This is a genomic window from Paenibacillus pseudetheri (assembly GCF_924513355.1).
Lineage (GTDB): Bacteria > Bacillota > Bacilli > Paenibacillales > Paenibacillaceae > Paenibacillus_AQ > Paenibacillus_AQ pseudetheri.
In genome coordinates, this window is record NZ_CAKMAB010000006.1 from 237,905 (window position 1) to 261,634 (window position 23,730).

The window sequence follows — 23,730 nt, forward strand, 5'->3', positions numbered from 1 at the left end:
TGTTCCTTTTTTCTATCACTAGATTTTATCTTCAGTAATGGATTAAAGAACGTTCACCATTGCTCGGACATCTTAAAGGTGACTGCAAGATCATCATCACCTGATAGTGAGTTAACCACCAAAGTAACCGGCTCATTCTGAAGCTCGTAAGAGAGTCGCTCGTTAAGCAAATTAACAGCCAAATTCGCATAAGCACCGGAGATTCCTGATCCTGTACCTTGCATAATCACCTTTCCACCCGTGACCGTAGTGCAGGTGTAATTGACTAGCAGTGCCGTGTCCGTGACAGGAATATCCGTAGTTGGCGTAGGGAAATTCTCGAATGTCCCATCCAGAGTGCCACCTGCGACGACCATATATCGTACAGGTCTTTTGGATAGAATATCTAAAGCCGCCGGTCTAATTTCAGCAACAAGACCTTGTGGAATAGTAAAAGCAGGACTCCTCATAAAGCTGATCGCTGCGAAGTCAGTCGATGTAACGGATACGTTATCACGGATTTCCGAGGTTATACGGCTTACTTGAAACACTTCCAGATTAACAGCCGTCCAGACACCGTTCACATCCACAAGAAAAACCTGAATCTTCAATTGTTCCTGTGAATATACAAAATTAAATTGGAATAAATCCTCTAGAATAGTGTAGGTCTTGCTTAATGTTTCCCGATATTGCAGCTCAAATAATTCTTCAATAAAGACTGTCTGAGGACTTGCACTATTGGCTAAACCCGTTAAATAACAAGCCGCGCCAGCTGATCCATTGTTAACTACTTTGATCACCACTTGATCTATTGGACGAGTACCGCCGACAGGTAAATTAATGATGGTGTTTGTAGAGAGGACAGGCAATGTCTTCACACCTCCTATTCATATCAAATTATATATATATGGTATGCAATCATATTTTAGAATTCTTGGATGATATTAAAATTAAGAAGTGCCACACAACGTATAAATATAGATTTGCCACCAAATAAAGGATGTGGTAAACTCGACTTAACTTTTTATGAACGGAGGGTTACGTGTGATAGACTTTATCCGAGTTAGAACTTTGCGCGGCTAATTGAATAGCGCTAAAGCTCTGCCCATGTGCAGAGGACTCAGGATAGGTCTACCCATTTAACTCCATAGAAGCCAATAAACCAACTGTTGCTCGTAAGGGATTAATTTATCATTTCCCTACGCCCCAGCCGTTGTTTAGTTCGATATATCTATGGAAGACCCTAATGTCGTAATGGAGATTTCTCCTTACACATTTGTTCTGATGTCCTCTAACGAACCGTAAGCACAGGCAGATGGCCTGTGTTTTTTGGCGTTTACTATTTACTACTGGAGGATGAATAAATATATGGAACAACTACGAGAAAAAGCTATTATAGTCGGTGTCCAGCTTCAGAACGAAACAAACTTCGCCTATTCCATGGAGGAACTGTGCAATTTGGCTGCCGCCTGTGACCTAGAAGTTGTCGGAGAACTTAGTCAAAAAGCAAGCCGGATCAACCCTTCCCACTATATTGGTACAGGCAAAATCCAGGAACTATCTGCGCTTCTGGAAGCGCATGATGCGCCTATTGTTATTTTTAATGATGAGCTGTCTCCTTCACAGATTCGCAATTTGGAGTCCTCTCTAGGCCGTCAGGTCATTGATCGAACGATTCTGATTCTGAATATTTTCGCAGAAAGAGCGAAGACCAAAGAGGCACAGCTGCAAGTAGAAGTAGCCAAGCTGCAGTATATGCTGCCCCGCCTGACAGGTCTCCGAGAATCCCTCGGGAGACAAGGCGGTGGTGCTGGGCTGAAGAACAGAGGCGCCGGTGAAACAAAGCTGGAGCTGGACCGCAGAAGAATTGAAGAACGTATTTCAGCGTTACAAGTTGAGCTTCAACAGCAAGTGGCCAGACGCCAAATTCAGCGGAAGCAGCGGCATAAGAATGAGGTTCCGGTTGTCTGTCTCGTCGGCTATACGAATACCGGCAAGTCCAGCTTAATGAATGTGATGGTGGAGACGTATCATCCAGGCTCTAATAAGCAAGTGTTCGCCAAAGATATGTTATTTGCTACGTTGGAGACATCCGTTCGGAGCATTGAGCTACCGGATCACAAAACCTTTTTATTAACAGATACCGTCGGTTTCGTCAGCCAGCTTCCCCATCATCTGGTCAAAGCCTTCCGCTCCACGCTCGAAGAGGTGACCGAAGCTGACTTATTGATTCATGTGGTCGATATTTCCGATCCGCAGCATAAGCAGCATATGGCCGTTACCGATGAAACGTTAAACGCACTCGGCGCGGACCAAATCCCAACGGTTTATGCCTACAACAAAGCTGACCTAACTGACTTGCCTTACCCTCACCTTGAGGGTGACAATGTCTATCTCTCCGCGAAACAAAATAGTGGAATGGCTGAACTCACAAATCTGATACGTAACCATGTTTTTACGGATTATGTACAGTGTGAGATTCTAGTTCCATTTGATCGTGGCAATGTGGTCTCCTATTTTAACGTGCATGCCCATGTTCAATCCACTAGCTATGAAGAAACAGGCACACGGCTTGCGCTGGAATGCAGAAAATCTGATTTCGAGAAATTCCGCAACGATTTTATTGAACTTTAGGCTATTAGACATAGCAAAGGGGCTGTCCCATAAGTCATAAATGGCTCAGGGACAGCCCCTTCTTCTACTTATTGGCGGAGGCGAGTCGGGTTAACTATCCTAAAGATTTCACTTATTGTGTAAGCAATTTATCCCATAAGCGAATGATCATCGCAACCGACTCCGCACGGGATGCAGTATCTTTTGGTTTGAACAATTCGTTGCCTTTACCAGTTACTATGCCAGCAGTTGCAAAAGCATTGATTTGTTCAGAAGCCCAGTTCGTAGCTACATCCAAAAATAGGTTGGAGGCGTTAGGAACATAGTTTGTCAGACGAGCAAGCATTGCAACAATCTCAGCGCGGGAAATTTCTTGATTAGGATGGAAAGAACCATCACTATAACCCGTGATTACCCCTTTAGCTTGTAATGCTGCAATCGATTCTGAAGCCCAATGTCCTTGCGTGTCAGAGAAGGATGAACCGCTTGAATTCGGTAGACCCAAAGCTTTTGCTACCATTGTGGCGAACTCGGCGCGAGTTACCTTTTGATTCGGATGGTAAGAACCATCACTATAACCCGTTACAATCCCCATCTTAGCTGCACGCTCCACTACGGAAGCACTCCATGAAGTTGCCGGAACATCCGTAAAGTTTATAGCGGGAGCAGACTTCTCTTTTTCCACGATAGCTTTAACTGCATCTACATTTACCTTGTCGTTGAATACCGGCTTCGACGCTGTTGGCTTCGATGTCGATGTTGGCAGTGTTGGCGATACTGTTGGCTTCAGTGTTGATGTTGGTGGCATTACTGTTGGCTTTGGTATCGATGTTGGTGGCGTTGTTGTTGAATTTGGTGTCGATGCTGGTGATGTCGGTGTCGGTGTCGGTGTTGGTGTTGGTGTTGGTGTTGGTGTTGGTGTTGGTGTCTCAGTTGATTTCTTGACAGAAAACTCATCGATTAATATACCCGCACTTGTACGTGCCTCCACATGAATCGCATCCTCAGTAATTTTAATAGCGGAGTATACAGGAACGTCTTCATCAAAAATATAATTCAAATAATTATATTGGGTGCCATCATAGAATTTCCAGCCAGAAGCACCGCCATCAAGGTATACAGTACCCTCATCGGTAGTTTTATTTGGCTTTCCATCCATCATTGGATAGGTGCGCGCATACACATGATCATGACCAACCAGAACCAAATCGACTTTTTTCTTTTCTAATATGGGTGCAAAATAGGTTTGGGTATACTCAACAAGGGATTCTCGACCATTCTCTGTATGATAAGCTGGACGGTGGAACATAACGACAGTCCATTTTTTATCATTCTGATCTAAATCGTCTTTTAACCATGCTGCTTGATCAACCATCTGTTCCTCTGTGCCTTCTGAGTTCAATACGACAAAATGAGTATCATCGACTTCATAAGAGTAAGCATATTGCAGTTGCGATTCTGGTCCGTTTACCGGGAAATTTGCACCTTTGGTGAACACATCTTTCCCTTCACTCTTCACATCATGGTTGCCCAGTGTTAGTGCAGCCGGGAGTTTTGTTGCATAGATAGAAGATGCTAGCCAGAACTTTTGCCATTCTTCGAATGCGCCGCCTACATCAACCATATCTCCACCATGCATAATAAACTGTGTTGATGGATATTGTGTCAATGCGTTAGTCATTAGCTCTTGATAGATTTGTAATCCTGGTAGTTGATTCGTATGGGAATCCGTAATAAACAAGAATGAGGTCGGTGTTGATTTATCCTGATCGATAGTAGAATATTCATGCCACTCCGACCAATTGTCCTCATAGCCTACACGATATTTGTAAGTGGCATCTGCTTTCAAGCCCTTAACCAGGACATTATGAAACCGGATTTCGCCTTTCGTTCCATTTTCCTTCATACTAAGCACCTGCAGCTCACTCTCGGCTTGCTGCTGCTTTACATTATTGATGTCAGGGCTTGCTCCTGCTCCCCATTCACCAGCTTCGATGTATTGAATATACGTAGAGGGTTGATCTGGTTTTGTTTGCCAGGCAGCACTCAGTTGTGAAGACATATCCTCTGCGACATAGGTTTGAATATATTGCGGTTCATTCGTACCATACTGCTCTACCACTTCATAATTGATAACCTTACTGTTCTGATCACCGATGATAGCTTGAACCTGATAGGTTCCAAGTGCCAATGTAGTGAGGTCTGTCATTAACTGTCCTTTAGCATCTGTTTTACCAAGGCTGCCGCTCAATAACTGACTACTAACATCAGCTTCCGAGATATAACCTGTTGTCTGTCCGTCTGCGAGAATAACCTCGTAAAATCCTTTCTTAGCTGCTGTTGAAGCATAGTAACGTTCACCAGCATTTGCAACCATGATTACATTAGAAGATGTATCATCATCCTCATATACACTAGACGTAACAGTGTTAACTGTCACTATTGAGCTTTGCTTTAATAATCCGGTGAAAAAAATATCCGCACCTTCATACGGTTTGCCCCCATGGTCTAACACTGTAAAGGTAGAAGGTGTACCCAAACCAACTCCCGTCATTTTTAGCTGATAGGGGAAACCGATTGTATAATGAATAGGCGCGGCTAATGGTGTACTCGTCTGAACGCCGCCAGCAGTAAGACTCGCATTACTCATTGTTATGGTTTTATACGCTTCACCACGCTCTAGCACGGCATGAGAGCTCACTCTAAAGTTAACAGTAACGGCATCATGAGCTGCTGCTATTACGTTATCAAGTGCTACTTGAACCATGCCGTGCTCATTATCAATATCTGAGGTTAGGGAAACTCCAGCCGCCTGAGTAATGCTTTCAACTTGAAGGGTACTTGCATCATAATTTAGGGTGAATTTTGCCTGTTCTGCTTTCAAGTAATCTTTGATATTAACTTGTACAGGATAGATTTCATTACTTACTGCTTCTTCGTCTGCAGTCATGAACAAACGCTCTCCTGCATTTATTGTGAAGGTGAGTTTTTTTGTTGCCGGGTTACCATTCTTGTCCTTCACTTCAATCACAAGCTCATGATAACCGCCATCTACATATTCTCCTGGGTAAGTTAATACATTTGTATCTGGAGAATAGTGCACTTCTTCCGTAATATCCGTTCCATCCAACTGAACAGATAAGGTACCCAAATCCAGACCTGATCCGTTATCGGTCAGCTCAACTTTCACTTCATCAAGTGGAGTGTTTAATACTTCATTTTCAACAGGGGCTATAGGTTTAATGGCAGGAACGTCCTTATCCTCATCAACTTCGTCATAGATAAAGGTAATATCATCTACCCAAATAGAACCCTTGTTTTTCTTGCTCATATTCGATTGTTTCAATTGGAAAAACAATTCGAGAACAATCGGACCCGGTTTACCCTGCGGAACATCTGCCTCGATATATTTCCAGCCAGACCAGTTGATACCCACTTGATTTACATTATAAAATTCTGCCTGGAAAGAAGATCCGCCTATATCTCTAAATTTTGTCGTCAACAAATGTCCTTCATTGTTTGCATAAACCCACATGCCTACTTTAGAAGGGTAACCTGTTACTGGGATATTCCCCGTTTTATACCCGACTTCAATTTGAGAGGGGTTATCTACTATGCCGATCATATCGTAATCAATTCTAGCCGAATATTGTCCATTTCTTACAAGCTTTTTGTTATCTTCCAAATGCAGCGCAGCATTATACATACGTTTAGGATTAAATTTCACATCATTGATTCCGTCTTCAAAATCTTCAACCACGACGGATGGCGTAGCATCATCTACTGCGTAGACATAATTATTTTGACTAAAGCCTGTATTAAACCCTCCTCCTAGCAATGTTATCGCTGATGCAATCACTATTGTCTTACGTAATGTATTCATTGCGCTTATCCTTCCCCCTGTTAGTAAAGTATTGATCAATGAGTACTATAACAGTTCAATGTAAAATTAAACCTTTGCTACTATTAAAGATTTAAATTGTATGCACAAAAATTTCTTTCTTGGCGCATAAATAGCTAGCATATTTATGTCGTAAGATGCAAGAGTCACAAAGAGGTGGCATTACAGCTACTCAAGCTTCAATGGCTACGAACTAGAACTATTGAATTCACGAAAAAAAAGACACCCTAGATGGTGTCTTTACTGATACTACGTATGATTGGACAACCGGATGGTGAAGTGATTCCAGAACACCTCCTCGTTCGTGTTATGGACAACTGAAGAAGAATAAACGGGGCTGTTTCTTTTGTAGAACATCTACTTATGAGACAGCCCCTTTTTTCAGGAAGATTACTCTCCTTGGTACCCTCTTAGCTGCTAGATCTTATAAATGTAGCTTCTAGTCCCTATTCTTGAAAACACAGTGCACTCAGAGCCTCTATTTTCCGCTCCGGTTAAGACATAACCTGAAGATAATCTCTGTAAATAGTTAAAATCTGGATGAATGGATTCATTCGTAAGAAACGCTGAAATATTACTTCCAGGCACTCTTTCCCCATTAAGAGAGTCTATAATGATTTCTCCAGTGGTTATCCCAATACCATGGCCATAGAATAGGTCTTCTTCAAGCTTAACAGCGTTCTCACCCTGCCATTCTGGCTTGCTAGGAGCATGATCTGGATTCCTGAAATACACAATATCTCCCCGCAGCATCTGATCCTTATTATAGTTCGTAACTAAGCGTAGATTCTCGTCGTAGTTCCAGTCCCATAAAAATAAATTCTTAAAATACCTATTAAAGACTTCTTCACCTATAGCCTCAATTGTCGCCCTGTACATAACAATAACCATCGCTGTCGCGCATTCGAAGGCATATAAATGTCCGTTCTGAAAAATGTCTTTAACCCCAACCGAAGGTGCCACACCAGCATTCAGCTGAAGTCCTCCGATATCTGTACGCGTCCAAAACTGCGGATTGCCGCGTGACTCATCAAATGTTGCAAAATCCGCTCCACTGTTATTTAAACCTTCGGCCGAATTCACGATGCTTTCTCTCATTTTCCGTTCAAAGTCAAGGGCATCGGGTGAACGAACTTCCTTCACCATGCTTAGTCCCTCCAATGTTATAGGTTCTAAATATAGGTTATTGTACGTGTTCACTGCCCAGTTGGTGCTTAATTCATATTATTCCTGTGCCTCAACAAACCACTGATTGAGCTGCCTGGTCTCTTCTGTCAAAATATCCAAATATATAGAAGTGCGGTATCCCGTATCCTTTAAGCTTTTGCCCGTGATTTCCGCAATTCGATTTAATCTGTACAGCAATGTGTTGGTATGAATATGTAAAAAAGCGGCAGATTCCTTCAAGTTTCCACTGAGTGATAAATAAACGGCAATCGTTTTTAGAAAATCACTTTTATGCTCGCGATCATGCTCTTTAAGCGGATACAGCAGAGGACTTTTACGGGTTCGACTGCGTTTTTGCTCCATAATAGCCGGAATATACGCCCAAAATCCAATATCCTCATACAATAGTAACTCCCGACCATGAAAAGGCAACAGCTTCTTAATCTCCAGAATGGACCCCGCTTCCCAGTACGCAATGGCTGCCGACATATATTCGGTGTAATCCAGGCTACAGCCTGCAGCTAACACACAGCTTTCACTCCTACGCATATCATCGATAATTTTGTGCATAAATGAAGACAGACCACCCGTTCCTTCCATGCGAAAGCTGAATGAAAACAATATAATCAGCCGATTATGCTCTGCCGTCAGAAACAATAATTGCAGACCCGGATAAGAAGCCATGGTTTGCCGGAACCGAAGCACGAAATGATCATTGATGACCTTGTCACTCTCAAACACGCTAATATAATATTTTTCCGGCAAAAGAATCGACCAAACTTCCGCATCCTGTTTGATATTCGCTTCATTGTCATAATGGGAGGTGAGCAGCTTCCAGAAAAAATCCTCCTGCGTTTTCTCCTGCTTCGTCTTCCAACCCCGCTGTTTCAATAAATAACGACCAACGATGGCCGCCGCTTTCTCTACAATATTCTCTGCGTGTCCTTCAACCAGATTACCTGCATCCACAACCCATATATACCCGAGAATTTCCTTCTGATGTTTGATGCAAACAGCCAGACGTGGCCCAAGCCCTACTTCCATGACCGCAGGAATCCGAATCGGACGTGTAGCGCTTTCAAGCTGCTGCATAACCCCCTTCTTGCGCAAGCCTATAATGACAGCGTTAGGCACGCGCTTTCCAATAATGGTCGAAATTCTCGCGGAATCACTCTCAAATTGATGGGAGCTGTATCCGATCACATGGTGATTGCTGTCCTCAATCGTAACTTGGGATTGAAGAGATTCACTAATCGCATCTGCCAACGATTCCATACTATCGAAGAAACGATCGAACAATGGATCCTTATCCGTCACTTGCCCCACCCCTGCCTGAAAAAATAGCCGAACCTTGAACTTTAGAGTGATTTTATTATAGTATGCGTGCTCCCAGCTGACTATAAGATAATGGGATGGGGGGCGAGATGGCGGGTTCTTGAGATCGCCGGGTGGAGGAGTTACGAGGTATGAGTGGCGTGGGGGCGTATTTGCTGAGTACAGGTTACGTTGGTTGCGGAATGGCGGGGTTATGGAGTGGCGTGGGACGGAGTAGCAGGTTACGTTGATGCGGGTTACGGGAAGCGGGGTGACGGAGTAGCGCGACAACACTTAAACCGCTACTTGAGAGAGCCCCCTTATAGTTTTGAGGGAATTCCTCCCTGTAATTCCTCCAATTCAGGCACAATCGGGGATATTCTTCGTATTTATAGGGAGGATTTCCCTAAAAGTCAACTCCAACAAACCTCTCACCGTCTCAAAAGCCAAGAAAACTAACAAATGTTAGTTAGAACTAGCCAAATCAGGTTGCACATAGTTGGAACTAGCTACTTTTGATCGAATTTAAACCAACTTCTACGTAGTGTCTATCCACCTTTAGCGTCGCACTGGCAACATCCAATGTACCTAACATACACCACAAACAACTTAGCTACTTTTAACAACACACCAACAAACATCCACCCGATCCAACGATCTTCATAACGCAGTCCTACAGCCTTTAACACCGAACTAGTAGATTTCTGCTGGATCTAGCACACTGAAGGCCACTCCTAGCTACCTCCTAGATCAAATTAGCTGACTTCTACCGGATCTCCCTACTTCGAAACTGAAGCTAGCCAGAAGTATTCCGCCCAGAGACGACAAACAGCAAATTCCCATAGCGGGAATTTGCTGTTTATTGGTTTCCATATTATCACTCATTTGGAACGCATTTAGCTCATCGTGAACGTCTGCTCCATGGCTTGTTCTACCGTAAAATATTTCTCGCCAAGTGCTTCAGCCACGGCTTGGCAGGTGATTTTTCCATTGGCGACATTTACGCCGCTTCTTAGGCCGGCATTCTCCTGAATCGCCTTGATCACGCCTTTATTGGCAATTTGTTGGGCGTATGGAACGGTGACATTGGTTAAAGCGATCGTCGAAGTTTTGGCCACAGCACCCGGCATATTAGCAACAGAATAATGCAGCACGCCATGCTTGATAAATACAGGATTATCATGTGTTGTCACTCTGTCGATCGTCTCTACGATACCACCTTGGTCAATGGCCACATCGACAATCACCGATCCCGGCTTCATGGCCTTGACCATCTCTTCGGTAACCAGCTTCGGTGCTTTTGCACCCGGAATCAACACCGCACCTACCAACAGATCTGCCTCAGCTACCACTTTGGCAATATTGTAAGGGTTAGAGATCAACGTGTTGATCTGTGCCCCAAAAATATCATCTAATTGACGCAATCTTTCTGCACTGAGGTCAACAATTGTAACATCAGCACCCAAACCGATAGCCATTTTTGCAGCGTTTGTACCTACTACTCCACCGCCGATAATGCTAACTTTGCCACGACTAACCCCGGGAACACCGGAGAGAAGAATCCCTTGTCCGCCATAGTTTTTTTGCAAGAACTGAGCGCCAAGCTGAACAGACATCCGGCCCGCTACTTCACTCATCGGTGTTAATAACGGTAAAGTCCGCTCATGAACAACCGTCTCATATCCGATGGCAAAGACACCCTTGTCTTTGAGCGCAGCGGCCAGAGATGGTTCAGGCGCAAGATGCAGATACGTGAACAAGATAAGGCCTGGACGGAAATAAGGGTACTCGCTTTCCAGCGGTTCTTTCACTTTCATCACCATTTCGGCAGAGCTCCAGACCGTGGCTGCATCCTGAATCAGTTCTGCTCCGGCAGAAGCATACTCTTCGTTTGGAAATCCGCTTCCCACACCAGCCCCAGCTTCCACCAGCACTTGGTGTCCTTCTTTAATAAGGCTAACTACACCCGCAGGTGTTATGGCTACACGATTCTCATTATTTTTAATTTCTTTAGGCACTCCGATAATCATCATTCATCTCTCCCGTCTAATGTAGACCCCTTATGTAAATAATGATAACATACGTTTAGCATTCCCAATTTGGTAAAAAATTAAAATATTATCTATCATCATTGTGTTTTTACACAAAGGATTCGTCTTAAACCGCCCATAAACTTCAGGTTCATTTGGTACCCAACACAACCCTAATCATTATCTCATAAAAGAAGACACCGCTTAGAGTGTCTTTTTGACGATTTTGTATGAAATAAAAGCACTACTACCATAATGGAATGTTATGTTTAGTGACGCGTATTACTTTGACAGTAATAACAACACCGTTTCTAGGATTACATTTACCCCTTTTTCACAGTCTTCATAGGAGGTAAACTCCTCTTCACAATGACTTTTTCCCTTCACACTAGGTACAAACACCCTCGCGGATGGCAGAAAGCTGGCTATGAACTGAGCATCAGGCCATGCCAACTACGAGCCCCTTCTTCATTTGTAAAATTCAAGTGATGTTACAACGAATTAGAGGTAGCAATAAGTAAACTAAAGTAGTATATACAATCTTTTGATACGAAGGGTAAGCTAAAGATAGCTATTTATCCAGTTCTATCAAGGAAAGGAGCAGCACATGAATCTAAGCATTGTGGTCCCTGTATACAATATTGAACATTATATAACCCCTATGTTTGATTCACTCCTTACCCAAAGTGAACCGCATTTCGAGGTCATTATCGTGGACGACGGATCTACGGATAACACCTACAACGTGATAGCAAATATTCTCGCACTTCACCCCGATCTTTCTTGCAAAGTCATTCGAACAGAAAATCAGGGGGTTAGTGCGGCTAGAAATAGAGGCTTAACAGAAGCTACAGGGAAATATGTGCTGTTTCTGGATGGTGATGATTATATCTCTACAGACTTAGTACGAACCATTCATACCTATACTCAACCATCTGACCCCGAGATTATTTGCTGGGGATATAGCCATGTCACAGAGGATGGTGTCACTACTCTGAGCTACACCTCCGCTTATAGCAACATAACAGGCAGTGAAGCGCTGACTCATATTTTCGTGAACAAAAGCTTACGAATATGGACAGGGAGCATAGCGTATAAACGGGAGATATTACTCCTTCATGGACTCCAATATACGGAACGCTGTGTGAATGGAGAAGATCAGGAATTTATCTACAAAGCCTTATCCAGATCCGCTAGAGTCATCACATTACCGGATATATTATCGTTTTATTTACAAAGAAATACGTCGATTTCCAATAGCTATAATGTGAAAAAATTTGATGTCGTAGCCGTATTCAAACGGGTTGATGCCTATTTCGAGGCCCATCCCTTTGAGCAACTGGATATGGTATCTCCTTATATAAGAAATCGCGAGTTGATCGAGAATTATTTTTTCAACCTAAAGACCTGTCTAAATGGGACAGAAGGCGTAAGTATTCAGAAGTTACTTCGCGACATCGATCATACCTATCCGGAACTAAACCAAGAAATGTATGAACTCATAAGACGTTATAGAGGGAATGACCGAAGATTAGCCCTTTATATCCGAGCATTCTTAATCTCCCCGCTTCTATATCACAGATTCATTTCTGTGGAGAGAGGCTTATCCAGGTTCAAGCGAAAGGAATCTAGACTATGAAAAAGATGCTGATCTATGCCTATACCGAATTCAATTTGGGCGATGATTTATTCATTAAGGTGCTATGTGAAAGATATCCGGATACCGAATTCAGAATCTGCGCTCCAAGCCTATACAAGCGAATCTTCAAAGAGATCAAGAACCTCAAAGTGTATCCTTCCGATTCTATTTTTTTTAGAGGCATTGCCTTTATTTGCAGAAGGTTAAAGATACATAATTTGGCGCAAAAATATATGGCAGACCGCTCCGACGGTGTTGTTCATATCGGCGGCTCGATCTTTATGCAGGCAGATCACTGGAAAGAGCATTTCAAGAACGCAGAAGCCATCCGGAATAAGAATAAGCCCTACTATTTATTAGGCTCTAATTTCGGCCCTTATACAGATAAAGAATATTATGAGGAACACAGGCGGATTTTTAAAGACTATACAGATATCTGCTTCAGAGAAAAGCACTCTTATGATTTATTCGAGGATCTGGATAATGTCCGTTTAGCGCCAGATATTATTTTTCAGCTTGACCCGCCAAATCTTCAAACCGAACCCGAGGATTACATCGTCATATCCGTCATTAAACCTTCTGCTAAAGATCTGAACGGTTTTGACAACCTCTATTATGAAAAAATGAAAGAACTCGCAATTTATTTCATTGAAAAAGGCTACGCTGTTCATTTTATGTCATTTTGCGAACATGAAGGCGATCAGCTAGCGATTGAGGAAATCCAGAATATTATGGGCCCCTCCTATGAGGATGCCACTCAAGTGCATTTATATAAAACGAATATAGATGAGGCCTTGGCCGTTCTAGCTCATTCCAGCTTTATCGTAGCTTCAAGATTCCATGCGATGATCCTCGGCTGGGTATTCGGTAAACCAGTGTTTCCCGTCGCTTACAGCAAAAAAATGATCAATGTAATGGAAGATGCCCAGTTCAAAGGGCTATATACCGATTTCACTACACTGGAGCAGCTCCAGCCTGCGCAGGTTTTTGAAAGTATGACTACTCACTACATGGATGTCACGCCGCAAGCCAAACATGCCGAAAGACATTTCGAACATCTGGATACGTATTTATCGCTTTTCGAAAGGAGGATACGTTATGAGAGCCAAGCGGAGCATTCTTAACTTATCCTTTGGACTCGGGAGTCAGCTCATCACGATCATCCTCGGTTTTTTTATCCCCCGACTGATTATGGTCAACTATGGCTCAGAGGCCAATGGTTTAATCGCTTCGATTGTACAGATCATTAGTTATTTGGCCCTGCTGGAAGCCGGCGTAGGCGCCGCTTCAATCCAAGCCTTATATAAGCCAGTTGCTTCGGATGATAAGAACCACATTAACTCTATTTTGGCCGCCACCTCTAGCTATTATAAAAAAACAGGCATTTATTATTTCTTCGCCGTCCTTCTAATCGCCACCCTGTATCCATTAGTGATCACTTCTGATATCGATCGATTATCGATTATGCTCATTATTTTACTTACAGGGATGGGCGGAGCGATCAATTATTATTTCCAAGGAAAATTCAAAGTGCTTCTCGCTGCAGAGGGAAAAAGCTATGTAGAGACCTCTATAGTCACCGTAGCCAACATCCTGAACAATGTGGTTCGGATCCTGTTATTACTTCAAGGTGTGAACATCATTGCTGTGCAAGCTTCCTATTTCATATTGACCATACTTCAAATCGTTGTCTTCTATATCTATATCAATAAGCACTACAAATGGATCAACTTAAATCTCAAACCAGACTATGCAGCCATTGGTCAAAAAAATTCCGTCTTAGTCCATGAGATCTCCTACTTGGTGTTTAGAAATACCGACGTGCTGATCCTGACTATATTTACGAACTTAAAGATCGTCAGCATTTATGTCATGTATAACATGATTTTTACGATTGTAGATAACATCGTCCAAACCATAAACGGAAGCGTGAAAGCTGCCCTCGGGCAAAGCTACCATGAGAGCAAAGAAGCGTTCATTAAATTTTATGATGCTTACGAAGTGTATTTTATGGGGCTCATCTTCGCGATTCTAACAGTGGCTTACATTCTAACTCTACCTTTTATGAAACTGTATACCGCCGGGGTAAATGACGTGAATTATATCGATATGTGGCTGCCGATCCTGTTCGTAGTCATCAAATTATTAACCAATGCCAGAACTTCCTCCAATAATGTGATTACGATCGCCGGGCATTTCAAGAACACTCAGAACCGTTCCATTTTAGAATCCGCTATTAATCTGGTCGCATCTATAGTCTTCGTTATCTTCATGGGGATTTACGGTGTACTGATGGGAACAATAGCCGCCCTCTTATACCGCTCCATAGATATTGTGATCTACGCTAGCAGACATCTGCTGGATCGGAGCCCTTGGGTCACCTTTAGAAGATGGCTAACAAATGCAGTGGTTTTTGTGGGCATTATTCTGATCTCTAGCGCTATCAATATCCCCATCCATTCCTATGCGGGAATTATGTTGTGGGGTGTACTGCTAGGACTTGTGATCTTGCCTGTCTATTTCGTAATCGCCTCCTTGATGGAGCGGGAAGTATTCCTGTATACGTGGGGGCATCTCAAAATATACCGAGCTAAGCTCAAAAATAAAGTTATTGCTAGGCCTAAGGTAAGTAGTTTATCCAAATAACACATCAGGAGGACCCTAAATGGATCATAGCGAGGTTTTGCAGCAAGCCTGTTACGTCTTTTTAAATGACCTTAACGATGGAATCAACCATTCATCTGCCTTTCAATTGGATGATCAAGAGATATTCCAACGATGCCGCCAGATTGTAGATAAAGAACAAAATCCTCAAACAAGAACCTTTCTAGAAACCTTATCTGAGGTGATCCATGCTTATCTCACAGGGAGAGCTTCAGAAGATGCATTAAGGTTCTATCTGTCAGAGCAATTCTGTATTGTGAACGAAGAAATCGACGGGTTAATCCATGGGATCGTTGCAATCAAACACCAGTCCTCACATACGGATACTTCACACCCGGCACTTCTTGCCTTTGGCGATTATCCCAAGGTCAGTGTCATTATCACTACTTACAATAGAAAAGCATTCCTGTATCAGGCGATCCAAAGCATCTTAAAGCAAGACTATCCTCATAAAGAGATCATAGTGATCGACGATTGTTCTACAGATGGTACGGCAGAGTTAATGCAGCAAAGCTTCGGAGGCGAGTCACGGGTAATCTACATGCGGAACGAAAAGAATAGCGGGCCGGGAAATAATCGCCGTAAGGCTTTTGCTGCTCATGGTGATGGTGAGTATGTTCTTTTTCTCGATGATGATGACTATCTGATTGACATGAATTATTTAAGCAAGGCTGTGGAATTTCACAATCACCATCCCGAAATATCATTTGTAGCTGCTAATGTATTTCTTGAATTTTCAAAGGCCAAGCAACTGAAGATCAGTAGCCTACAGCTAAGTAAGATTATTAAGAAGCAGGATTATTTCATGAATTTCGAGAAAAAAGGATATCCAAAGCCCTCCTCCACCTTAACAACTGTCTTTAAGCGTGAGGCTTTAATGGCTATGGATATCCTAAATATGAACATGGTTAACGATGCTTCTATTTATCTGCGTTCCTTATTGGTCGGTGATGCTGGCTTCATAGACACCCTTGCCGGTGTATACAGATTACACGGGGATAACATTACATTTAATCTGAGTCAGGGATTCTTAATTGAGAATCTGGAGGAGAAGCTGTTAATTAAGAATATGGCCGTTCAGAAATATGGCTATCACGAGCAGGAAATGACGGAATGGTTTAACCATAATGCTTATGATACGATCTCATACTATTTATTAAATTCTGCGAAAGACGCTACAGACTTTAAATTCATGTATGATTGGGCCCTTAACCATTGCCCGCCGATCTACAATCCATTAAGAAATGAATTCCGTACAAAGCTTATTAAAAAACAATTATTACGGATCTCATTACTTCGGTCGCTGCTCGGAAGATGATTCACGCATTAGCTTATCGAGCAGCAGTAAGAATCCTTTCACCTCTTCTTTAGGGATGTCGGCGTATTTGTCTCCAATACTGATCTCACAATAAGAAGTATGTTCTCCCGTTGGTCTTATCGCTGCGCTTAAACCGATTCCTGTTGCCTCATATACAGAAGACAGGATCGGTTCAATACTCTCCCTAGACATTTGAAAATGCATATGGAACATATTAGAAACAGGCTCAGCAGGTAACGTAGTCACAGCGTGACATTGATTCACTAAGGCGGTAAGCTCCTTGGCTCCTTCATAATACTGCTGCATCTTATCTACTCTTTGCCGGTAGTAGTAATCAGAGGAAATTATGTATGGGTACAGACTGATTAGGTCACCGCCATGCCGCCGCTTCCATATCTTCGATTGCTTCGTAAAATCCTCGTTTCCTGCAAGAATCGCACCAGCAATTCCCCCGATTCCTTTATACAGTGAGATATAGACACTATCAAAGAGGGCGCAGATCTCAGCAGCTGTCTTGCCATAATAGGGAAGCGTCTCAAGCAGCCTTGCCCCATCCAAATGCAGTTTAATTCCGCGAGCACGGCAATGTGCAGAAATCGCTTCAAGCTCCTTATACTCCGGTAACTGTCCGCCAATCTCACGCTGCGGTAATTCAAGCAGCAGACAAGCAATATCTTCCTTCATATGTAATACATCATCCAAGGTGATTAGTCGATTCTCGTCCGCAAGTAGGACAGGCTCAATATGATGCAACTCCTTCAACCCATCCTGCTCATGGATCTCCAAGTGACATAAGGGATGATATGCGACCCTTTTCAGTCCTTTTTCATCACACCATATTCTTAAGGCGATTTGCTGTGCCATTGTTCCACTTGGAAAGAAAACCGCTGTCTCTTTACCTAGAAGCTTCGCCATCTCCGACTGGAAATCCTCAATCACCTTTCCAGATCCATAAATGTCAGATGGTGTACTATATTCTACAGCTTCAAAGGCTTCCTTCAAGACTTGAACATTTCGATTCCCATGTCCTACGATTCGATAAGTCGTTTCATTAAAAGCCTCTTGCACTGATTTTTTTCCGTTCATTGGTAGAATTGCCCCTTCCGTGTTTACCTTGTCCCTAATATAGACGAATTTCAAAAAATCCCATCTTAATTTTACCCGATCTAAGGTGAAAAAACATGAGCGCTGTGCTACAATATTGGAATTGCAACGGCAATCTTAGGGAGGGTTATTGAATCACATGCTCATCATTGGTATCGCCGGCGGCACCGGCTCGGGAAAAACAACCGTAGCCCGCTCCGTCATTGACCGTCTTGGAACGGGAAAGGTAACTTTCATATCTCAAGATAACTACTATAAAGATCATTCACACCTCAGCTTCGCTGAACGTGAATCCATCAATTACGATCATCCTTTCGCTTTCGACAACGAGCTGCTTATTGAGCATCTTAAATGTCTGCGAGAAGATAGGGCAGCATATGCACCGGTGTATGACTTCACAGTTCATGCCCGCTCCACTACGGAGACGGTAGAACTGAAACCAAACAATATTGTAATCATCGAGGGACTCCATGTTCTATCCGACGAGAACCTCCGTGATATGCTTGATATCAAAGTCTTTGTTGATGCTGATCCTGATGTACGCATCCTCCGCCGGGTACTCCGCGATATCGAGGAACGTGGTCGGAGCATCCAGTCGATCCATCACCAATATTTGAGCACGGTTAAGCCGATGCATGAAGCTTTTATTGAGCCATCCAAAAAATACGCCGATTTGATCATCCCGGAAGGTGGCCATAATGAGGTCGGTATCCAGTTGCTGTCTATCCTAACTGAGAAGCATCTATATAACGATTGGACGTCTTAAAAGTTCTTAATTACCTAGTTCTAGCCCTAGCTGTCGAGATTCTCTCGACAGCTTTTTTACGAGTTCATCCCCGAATCTGCAATAGATTATTCAAAGAACTCTCAAAGAAAACCTTCAAATGTGTACCCCAGTTATAACATCGCAAGACGCATATCTGTTGGCGGATTCTTTGAGCGGGTCGAAGCCTTGATAGCACTACAGTGGATGTTAACCTTTTTTTGTAAAAGTACCCACTGGGATGGATGATCTTTATCTATAAACCTGTCTCCGATATGGTAAATGCATGGTTAACTTAAAAACAGGACTAAACCGATCCCTTGAGATGGCTTAGACCCGTAATTATCGACGATGCCAAATCGGCAAGCGCCCTAAAATTCGTTGTAACTTTGTCACGTGCCAACCAGTAATACACCCGCTACCCCCTTTTCTTATAGTCAACAATGCGAGCATCCCGTAGGATCTTTAAGTGGTGTGAAGCCGCTGGCCTGCTTATTTCGAATTTCTCTGCAATTTCCCCAGCCTTCAGCGACCTGACACTACAATATAGATCTCGTAGATTCTCTAACGATTAATTCTGCAGGGAAAATCTGATGCGCATGATTGACCTTCTTATTAATGAGATCAAACAAAATCTTAATCGACGCTTCAGCAATTTCTACTACTGGCTGTTTGATGGTAGTGATGGAAGGATTATAATAGAAGGAAATATCCAGTCCGTCATAACCAGCTACAGAGTAATCTTCTGGAACTCGCTTGCCTGCTTCAAATATGGCTTTACAAGCACCGATGGCCATACTATCCGATAAAGTGAAAATAGCGGTAAACTCTTCCTCTGACTCCAGCAGTTCTTTTGTAACCGTATACCCGTTTTCCATACTATAGCTATCAATATCCTCTTTCATTCGCCGTACTAGCCGTTCATTATAAGCTATTCCATGACCAGAAAGAGCCTTTTTATACCCTTCATATCTCAATTTACCGATACTCACATCATCTTCAGGCGCGGTAATGACTGCGATTTTCTCATGTCCCAGATTACATAAATAGTCTACAATTTTATAGCTCTCACTAAAGTCATCTACAGATACAGAAGAATAGTTACTTAGATCAAACTCTTCCGTCATCCCAATCGTGCTGAGGACAAATGGAACCGTCAATTGCTGTAATTTTTCTTGAGAGTGTGAGAATAATCCCCCCAGGAACACAATTCCCTTCAGGCGTTTTTCTTTCTCCAGCTCAATTGCCACTTCGATCTCATCTTGATTCTCATCGACTCGCTGCAGGATAAAGGAGTATTTCTTTCGCTGGATCTCTTTTTCAAATACTTTAATCATCGGGCTGAAAAATGGATTAGATATCCCTTTGATCAATACTGCAATCGTTTTCGAATCGGAACGTTTTAAATTTCTGGCACTGTTATTCGGTACATAATGGTTTTCTTTGATGACTTTCATAACCATCGCTTTTGTTTCTTCATTAATATCCGGATGATTATTTATAGCTCTAGATACTGTAGTCACGCCAACCCCACATAATTTGGCGATATCTATGATAGTCAATCTCTCCATTTCTACCTTTCCTTTACACGTTAAATAAGAAAGTAGGGTATTCTTGAAGAGATCACTCAACAAGAAAAGCACCCTACTCGCTTCTACATACATATTCTATTTAACCCTTAACGGCTCCTGCAACGACACCTTCGATAATATATTTTTGGCAGGTGAGGTAGAAAATAATGATGGGTACAATAGCTAGAACTAGCATCGCCATCATAGCTCCCATATCAATCGATCCGTATCCACCTTTTAGGTACTGTATCGCAATAGGAATGGTTTTGTATTCAGTACCGATCAGTAGGTCAGGCAACAGGAAGTCATTCCATACCCACATTACATTAAGAATCGCTACGGTTACAGCTATAGGCTTAAGGATGGGCAATACCACTTTAAAGAACGCCTGCGGTGGATTACATCCATCGATCATAACCGCCTCTTCAACCTCCAGTGGGATGGACTTCACAAATCCACTAAACATAAATACCGATAGCCCTGATCCAAATCCCAGATAGATCAAGATAATTCCAATCGGATTGTCGAGATGCAGTACATTGGCTGTCTTAGTCATTGTGAACATTACCATTTGGAAGGGTACGATCATCGAGAACACAAATGTGTAATACATCAAGTTCGTGAATTTTGATTTTACCCGGGTAATATACCATGCGGTCATGGATGTGAATAACACGATTACAGCAACCGAACACACCGTGATAAACAAGGACATTCCGAAAGCACTGAAGAAATCAATCTTCGTTATACCGCTAGTATAGTTCTTCAAACCAACAAAAGTAGTTCCATTAGGGAATAAGAAAGGTGTATCACTGATGTAGAACTTCCCTTTAAAGGAGTTCATCAGAACAATAAAGATCGGAGATAAGAACGCAATGGCCAAGACCAACAAAATAGTGAATATGGAATAGTCTTTTGCTTTAGTCTGTTGCATTAGTTCTCAACCTCCTTTCTTCTAGTAATGACAAGTTGTACTAAGGCGATTAAGGCTACCAGTGCAAAGAAAACGACGGCTTTCGCTTGACCGACACCTTCCCATCCTGTTTTTCCGTAGAAGGTATTGTAGATATCCAGTGCTAACATTGAGGTCTGCTTAGAAGGAGCACCAGCGGTCAACGCTAAGTTCTGGTCAAACAATTTGAATGAATTCGATAACGTTAAGAATAAACAAATGGTAATGGATGGCATTACGAGTGGAATCGTCACATTACGTAAAATCTTAGAACGTGAAGCTCCATCAATTCTTGCGGCTTCTACTATATCCTTAGGCACATTTTGAATACCTGCAACATAGATAATCATCATGTAACCTATCAATTGCCAATTCATAAGGATGATTAATCCCCAAAATCCATAAGTTGCGTCAGAGGTTAAAGTAACTCCAAATTTATACAGAATTCCGTTAAAGATCAGCTGCCAGATGTACCCTAATACGATACCGCCTATCAAGTTAGGCATGAAAAAAATAGTTCTAAATACGTTAGTCCCTTTTAGCTTTCTAGTTAACAACATCGCCAGTATGAAGGCGAATACATTAATCGTAAGAACAGATAGAACTGTAAACTTAACAGTAAAGCCTAGTGCATTTAGAAATTCTTGATTTGAAAATGCTTTAATGTAATTGCCAAACCCTATCCATTTTGCATCATTGACGGTAGTAAACTCTGTAAAGGATAAATATATACCTAGCAGAAAAGGTACAACAAACGCGATCCCAAAGGCTATTATGGTCGGTAATGCAAAAAGAGCAAAATATTTTCTTATCGATTTTTCCATGGAGTCTTCTCCTATCTCAGTATGAAAAATGATGAAACAGATGAATTCACTCGAATTGTTGCTTAGTGCCACTGAAATTCCAAAGGGAATTCAGTGGCACTAAGCTTTTATTTTTATAACAACTGAGAGTTATTCAATCATTTTTCCATACATTTATTATTTTGCCTTTTCAGCCTTCCAAGTGTCCTTAAAGATGGTTACAACTTCATCCCATGTTTTATTACCTTGAGCGTATTGCAAGAGCGCATCACCAAAGACGTTTTTGAATTCTTCACTTGGGAATGCCGCAAATGTCCAAGCTACGGAAGTCAGATCTTTTTCCATCCAAGCAGATACTTCTTTAGCCAGTGGATCTGCTGGTTTTTCGCTGTCTTCAAACGTGTTGAATGGAGCGATGAAACCTAAGTCGTTCGTTACATAAGCTTTACCTTTTTCACTGGAGAACAACCATTCCAAGAAGGCGATAGAAGCTTGTTGGTTCTCAGCAGAGGCTTTGCTGTTGATTGCCAAGTAGTTTTCTGTACCTACAGCCAGACCTTGTTTTTCTTCGCCTTCCATACCTGTGTAGATCGGCAAGAATTTGATGTCTTCAGCTTTAACTACGTTACCATCTACATCATTGATTTGTGACCAAGCCCAGTTACCGTTTTGAACCATTGCTGCGTTACCCAGTGCGAATTCAGCCATGGAATCAGCTACAGATTTACTACCCAGAAGGGATTCTTTAGTCACAGAGTTCTTGATGTAAAGATCAAAGATGTTTTTGAATTTATCGTTATATTTGAATTCAACTTCCTTAGAAGCTAGACCCGCAAGAACGGTGTTATCAAACGCAGTGTTGTCTTTGAATTCATAGTACAGTGGCAAGTTAGCCAAGTGAGTCTGCCATCTCCATTGCTCACCAGCAGCGAGGGAAGTGGAGGCGAATACACCTTTGATCCCCAGTTGATCTTTTTTAGCGGTCATATCTTCTACTACTGCTTTCAAAGTCTCGAAATTATTGATTTCAGTTGTGGAAGAGATCGAAACGGCTTTGTCAGCTAATGCAAAGTATTTCTTCATAATCGCGTCGTTGTAGATGATACCGTATCCTTCAACTACGTAAGGGATACCATACACGCCTTCACCTTCAGTTACAGCCAAGCTTTTGTCAGATAAGTAGCTGTATAGCTTAGTGTCTTTCAAATCCAAGGTGTAATCTTTCCACGCCTGAAAACCAACAGGTCCGTTGATTTGGAAGATCGTAGGTGCTTCGGACTTAGAAATTTCGGATTTCAATTTGGTTTCGTAAGTACCTGCTGCAGCTGTTACGACTTTTACTTTAACACCTGTCTCCGCTTCGTAATCCTTAGCGATTTTTTCATATATTTCTGCAATTTCAGGCTTGAAGTTTAAAAAGTAAACCGATCCATTTTTACCAGATGAAGCGTTTCCATTATTGGTTGCTGTATTGTTCTCTTTATTCCCGCACCCTGCTGCCAAGACTACAACCATAGACATTACCAACATGAGCCCTAGATATTTTTTAATGTTCTTCATTTTTCTTCCCCCTCGTACTTTTTATTAAATTACTTCTCTTAAAGACGTCTCCGAGTTTGCTTACCGAGAATAATGTCAGCGTTTTCATTTTACTTAAATATTCTCCGCTTATCTCCGGTATCCTTATCGGTAACGTTTTCAATTGAAATATTAGCATACCATTTGGAACATTTCAATAACCATTTTATTGCAGAAATTCGCCATTACAAATCTTCAAACGTTATAATAGACAAGTATAAACGCATTCGGTGTCCTAATTAGGACGGCGAGCGTTTAAGCGAGAAATATAAGATATAAACTATAGCGTGAAACTTATACTTTCTTATATTTTCAAAAAATAACTATGAATAGG

Annotated in this window: 17 protein-coding genes and 1 pseudogene; 6 read left to right on the top strand and 12 right to left on the bottom strand. The window is 42.1% G+C overall.

From position 1 onward, the window contains the following. Positions 1-53: 53 nt before the first annotated feature. The gene (locus L1028_RS08110) at positions 54-857 is read right to left on the bottom strand and encodes a hypothetical protein (protein ID WP_234532867.1); all 804 of its coding nucleotides are present in this window, start codon (positions 855-857) and stop codon (positions 54-56) included. Between the two features lie 490 nt (positions 858-1,347). On the opposite strand from L1028_RS08110, the gene hflX reads away from it, so the two are divergent. Continuing rightward, positions 1,348-2,613 (top strand): GTPase HflX, encoded by a 1,266-nt coding sequence (gene hflX, locus L1028_RS08115; protein WP_234532868.1) that lies wholly within the window; start codon positions 1,348-1,350, stop codon positions 2,611-2,613. Positions 2,614-2,725: 112 nt separating this feature from the next. On the opposite strand, the gene L1028_RS08120 is transcribed toward hflX, so the two are convergent. The 5 genes and pseudogenes from L1028_RS08120 to L1028_RS08140 form a co-directional block, all read right to left on the bottom strand. Beyond that, complete coding sequence (locus L1028_RS08120; protein ID WP_234532869.1) at positions 2,726-6,475, bottom strand: S-layer homology domain-containing protein; 3,750 nt, start codon at positions 6,473-6,475, stop codon at positions 2,726-2,728. Positions 6,476-6,910: 435 nt separating this feature from the next. Then, on the bottom strand, positions 6,911-7,639 hold the full coding sequence (locus L1028_RS08125; RefSeq protein WP_234532870.1) for a protein-glutamine gamma-glutamyltransferase: 729 nt from the start codon (positions 7,637-7,639) through the stop codon (positions 6,911-6,913). Positions 7,640-7,717: 78 nt separating this feature from the next. After that, positions 7,718-8,977, bottom strand: coding sequence for a PucR family transcriptional regulator (locus L1028_RS08130; RefSeq protein WP_234532871.1), 1,260 nt, complete (start codon positions 8,975-8,977; stop codon positions 7,718-7,720). Positions 8,978-9,870: 893 nt separating this feature from the next. Next, on the bottom strand, positions 9,871-11,004 hold the full coding sequence (ald, locus tag L1028_RS08135) for an alanine dehydrogenase (RefSeq protein ID WP_234532917.1): 1,134 nt from the start codon (positions 11,002-11,004) through the stop codon (positions 9,871-9,873). A gap of 282 nt (positions 11,005-11,286) precedes the next feature. After that, positions 11,287-11,445, bottom strand: a pseudogene (locus L1028_RS08140) (Zn-dependent hydrolase); the annotation flags it as partial. Between the two features lie 166 nt (positions 11,446-11,611). Here L1028_RS08140 and L1028_RS08145 point away from each other — a divergent pair. The 4 genes from L1028_RS08145 to L1028_RS08160 are packed head-to-tail and all read left to right on the top strand — an operon-like array spanning position 11,612 to position 16,625. Continuing rightward, positions 11,612-12,643: a glycosyltransferase family 2 protein gene (locus L1028_RS08145; RefSeq protein WP_234532872.1), complete on the top strand. Its 1,032-nt coding sequence runs from the start codon at positions 11,612-11,614 to the stop codon at positions 12,641-12,643. Then, entirely contained in the window at positions 12,640-13,767 is a 1,128-nt protein-coding gene (locus L1028_RS08150; protein ID WP_234532874.1) for a polysaccharide pyruvyl transferase family protein, read from the top strand. The genes L1028_RS08145 and L1028_RS08150 overlap by 4 nt, the downstream gene beginning before the upstream one ends. Further along, entirely contained in the window at positions 13,742-15,289 is a 1,548-nt protein-coding gene (locus L1028_RS08155) for a lipopolysaccharide biosynthesis protein (protein WP_234532876.1), read from the top strand. Before L1028_RS08150 ends, L1028_RS08155 begins: the two co-directional genes overlap by 26 nt. 19 nt (positions 15,290-15,308) lie before the next feature. Next, the gene (locus L1028_RS08160) at positions 15,309-16,625 is read left to right on the top strand and encodes a glycosyltransferase family 2 protein (RefSeq protein WP_234532877.1); all 1,317 of its coding nucleotides are present in this window, start codon (positions 15,309-15,311) and stop codon (positions 16,623-16,625) included. Here the strand turns inward: L1028_RS08160 and L1028_RS08165 are convergent. Beyond that, on the bottom strand, positions 16,599-17,711 hold the full coding sequence (locus L1028_RS08165; RefSeq protein WP_234532879.1) for a threonine aldolase family protein: 1,113 nt from the start codon (positions 17,709-17,711) through the stop codon (positions 16,599-16,601). The two genes, L1028_RS08160 and L1028_RS08165, sit on opposite strands and share 27 nt — an antisense overlap. 157 nt (positions 17,712-17,868) lie before the next feature. Here L1028_RS08165 and udk point away from each other — a divergent pair, with 157 nt between their 5' ends. Next, positions 17,869-18,495: a uridine kinase gene (gene udk / locus L1028_RS08170; RefSeq protein ID WP_042123429.1), complete on the top strand. Its 627-nt coding sequence runs from the start codon at positions 17,869-17,871 to the stop codon at positions 18,493-18,495. 415 nt (positions 18,496-18,910) lie between these two features. On the opposite strand, the gene L1028_RS31645 is transcribed toward udk, so the two are convergent. The 5 genes from L1028_RS31645 to L1028_RS08190 form a co-directional block, all read right to left on the bottom strand. Further along, on the bottom strand, positions 18,911-19,021 hold the full coding sequence (locus L1028_RS31645; RefSeq protein WP_423803026.1) for an ArsR family transcriptional regulator: 111 nt from the start codon (positions 19,019-19,021) through the stop codon (positions 18,911-18,913). Positions 19,022-19,031: 10 nt separating this feature from the next. Further along, entirely contained in the window at positions 19,032-20,063 is a 1,032-nt protein-coding gene (locus L1028_RS08175; RefSeq protein ID WP_234532881.1) for a LacI family DNA-binding transcriptional regulator, read from the bottom strand. A gap of 100 nt (positions 20,064-20,163) precedes the next feature. Beyond that, positions 20,164-20,997: a carbohydrate ABC transporter permease gene (locus L1028_RS08180; RefSeq protein ID WP_234532883.1), complete on the bottom strand. Its 834-nt coding sequence runs from the start codon at positions 20,995-20,997 to the stop codon at positions 20,164-20,166. Further along, positions 20,997-21,839, bottom strand: a complete 843-nt coding sequence (locus tag L1028_RS08185) for a carbohydrate ABC transporter permease (RefSeq protein WP_042184126.1) — start codon at positions 21,837-21,839, stop codon at positions 20,997-20,999. The genes L1028_RS08180 and L1028_RS08185 overlap by 1 nt, the downstream gene beginning before the upstream one ends. Positions 21,840-21,995: 156 nt before the next feature. Beyond that, positions 21,996-23,378 carry an ABC transporter substrate-binding protein gene (locus L1028_RS08190; RefSeq protein WP_234532885.1) on the bottom strand — a complete coding sequence of 461 codons (1,383 nt, stop codon included), beginning with the start codon at positions 23,376-23,378 and terminating at the stop codon, positions 21,996-21,998. Positions 23,379-23,730 lie beyond the last annotated feature (352 nt).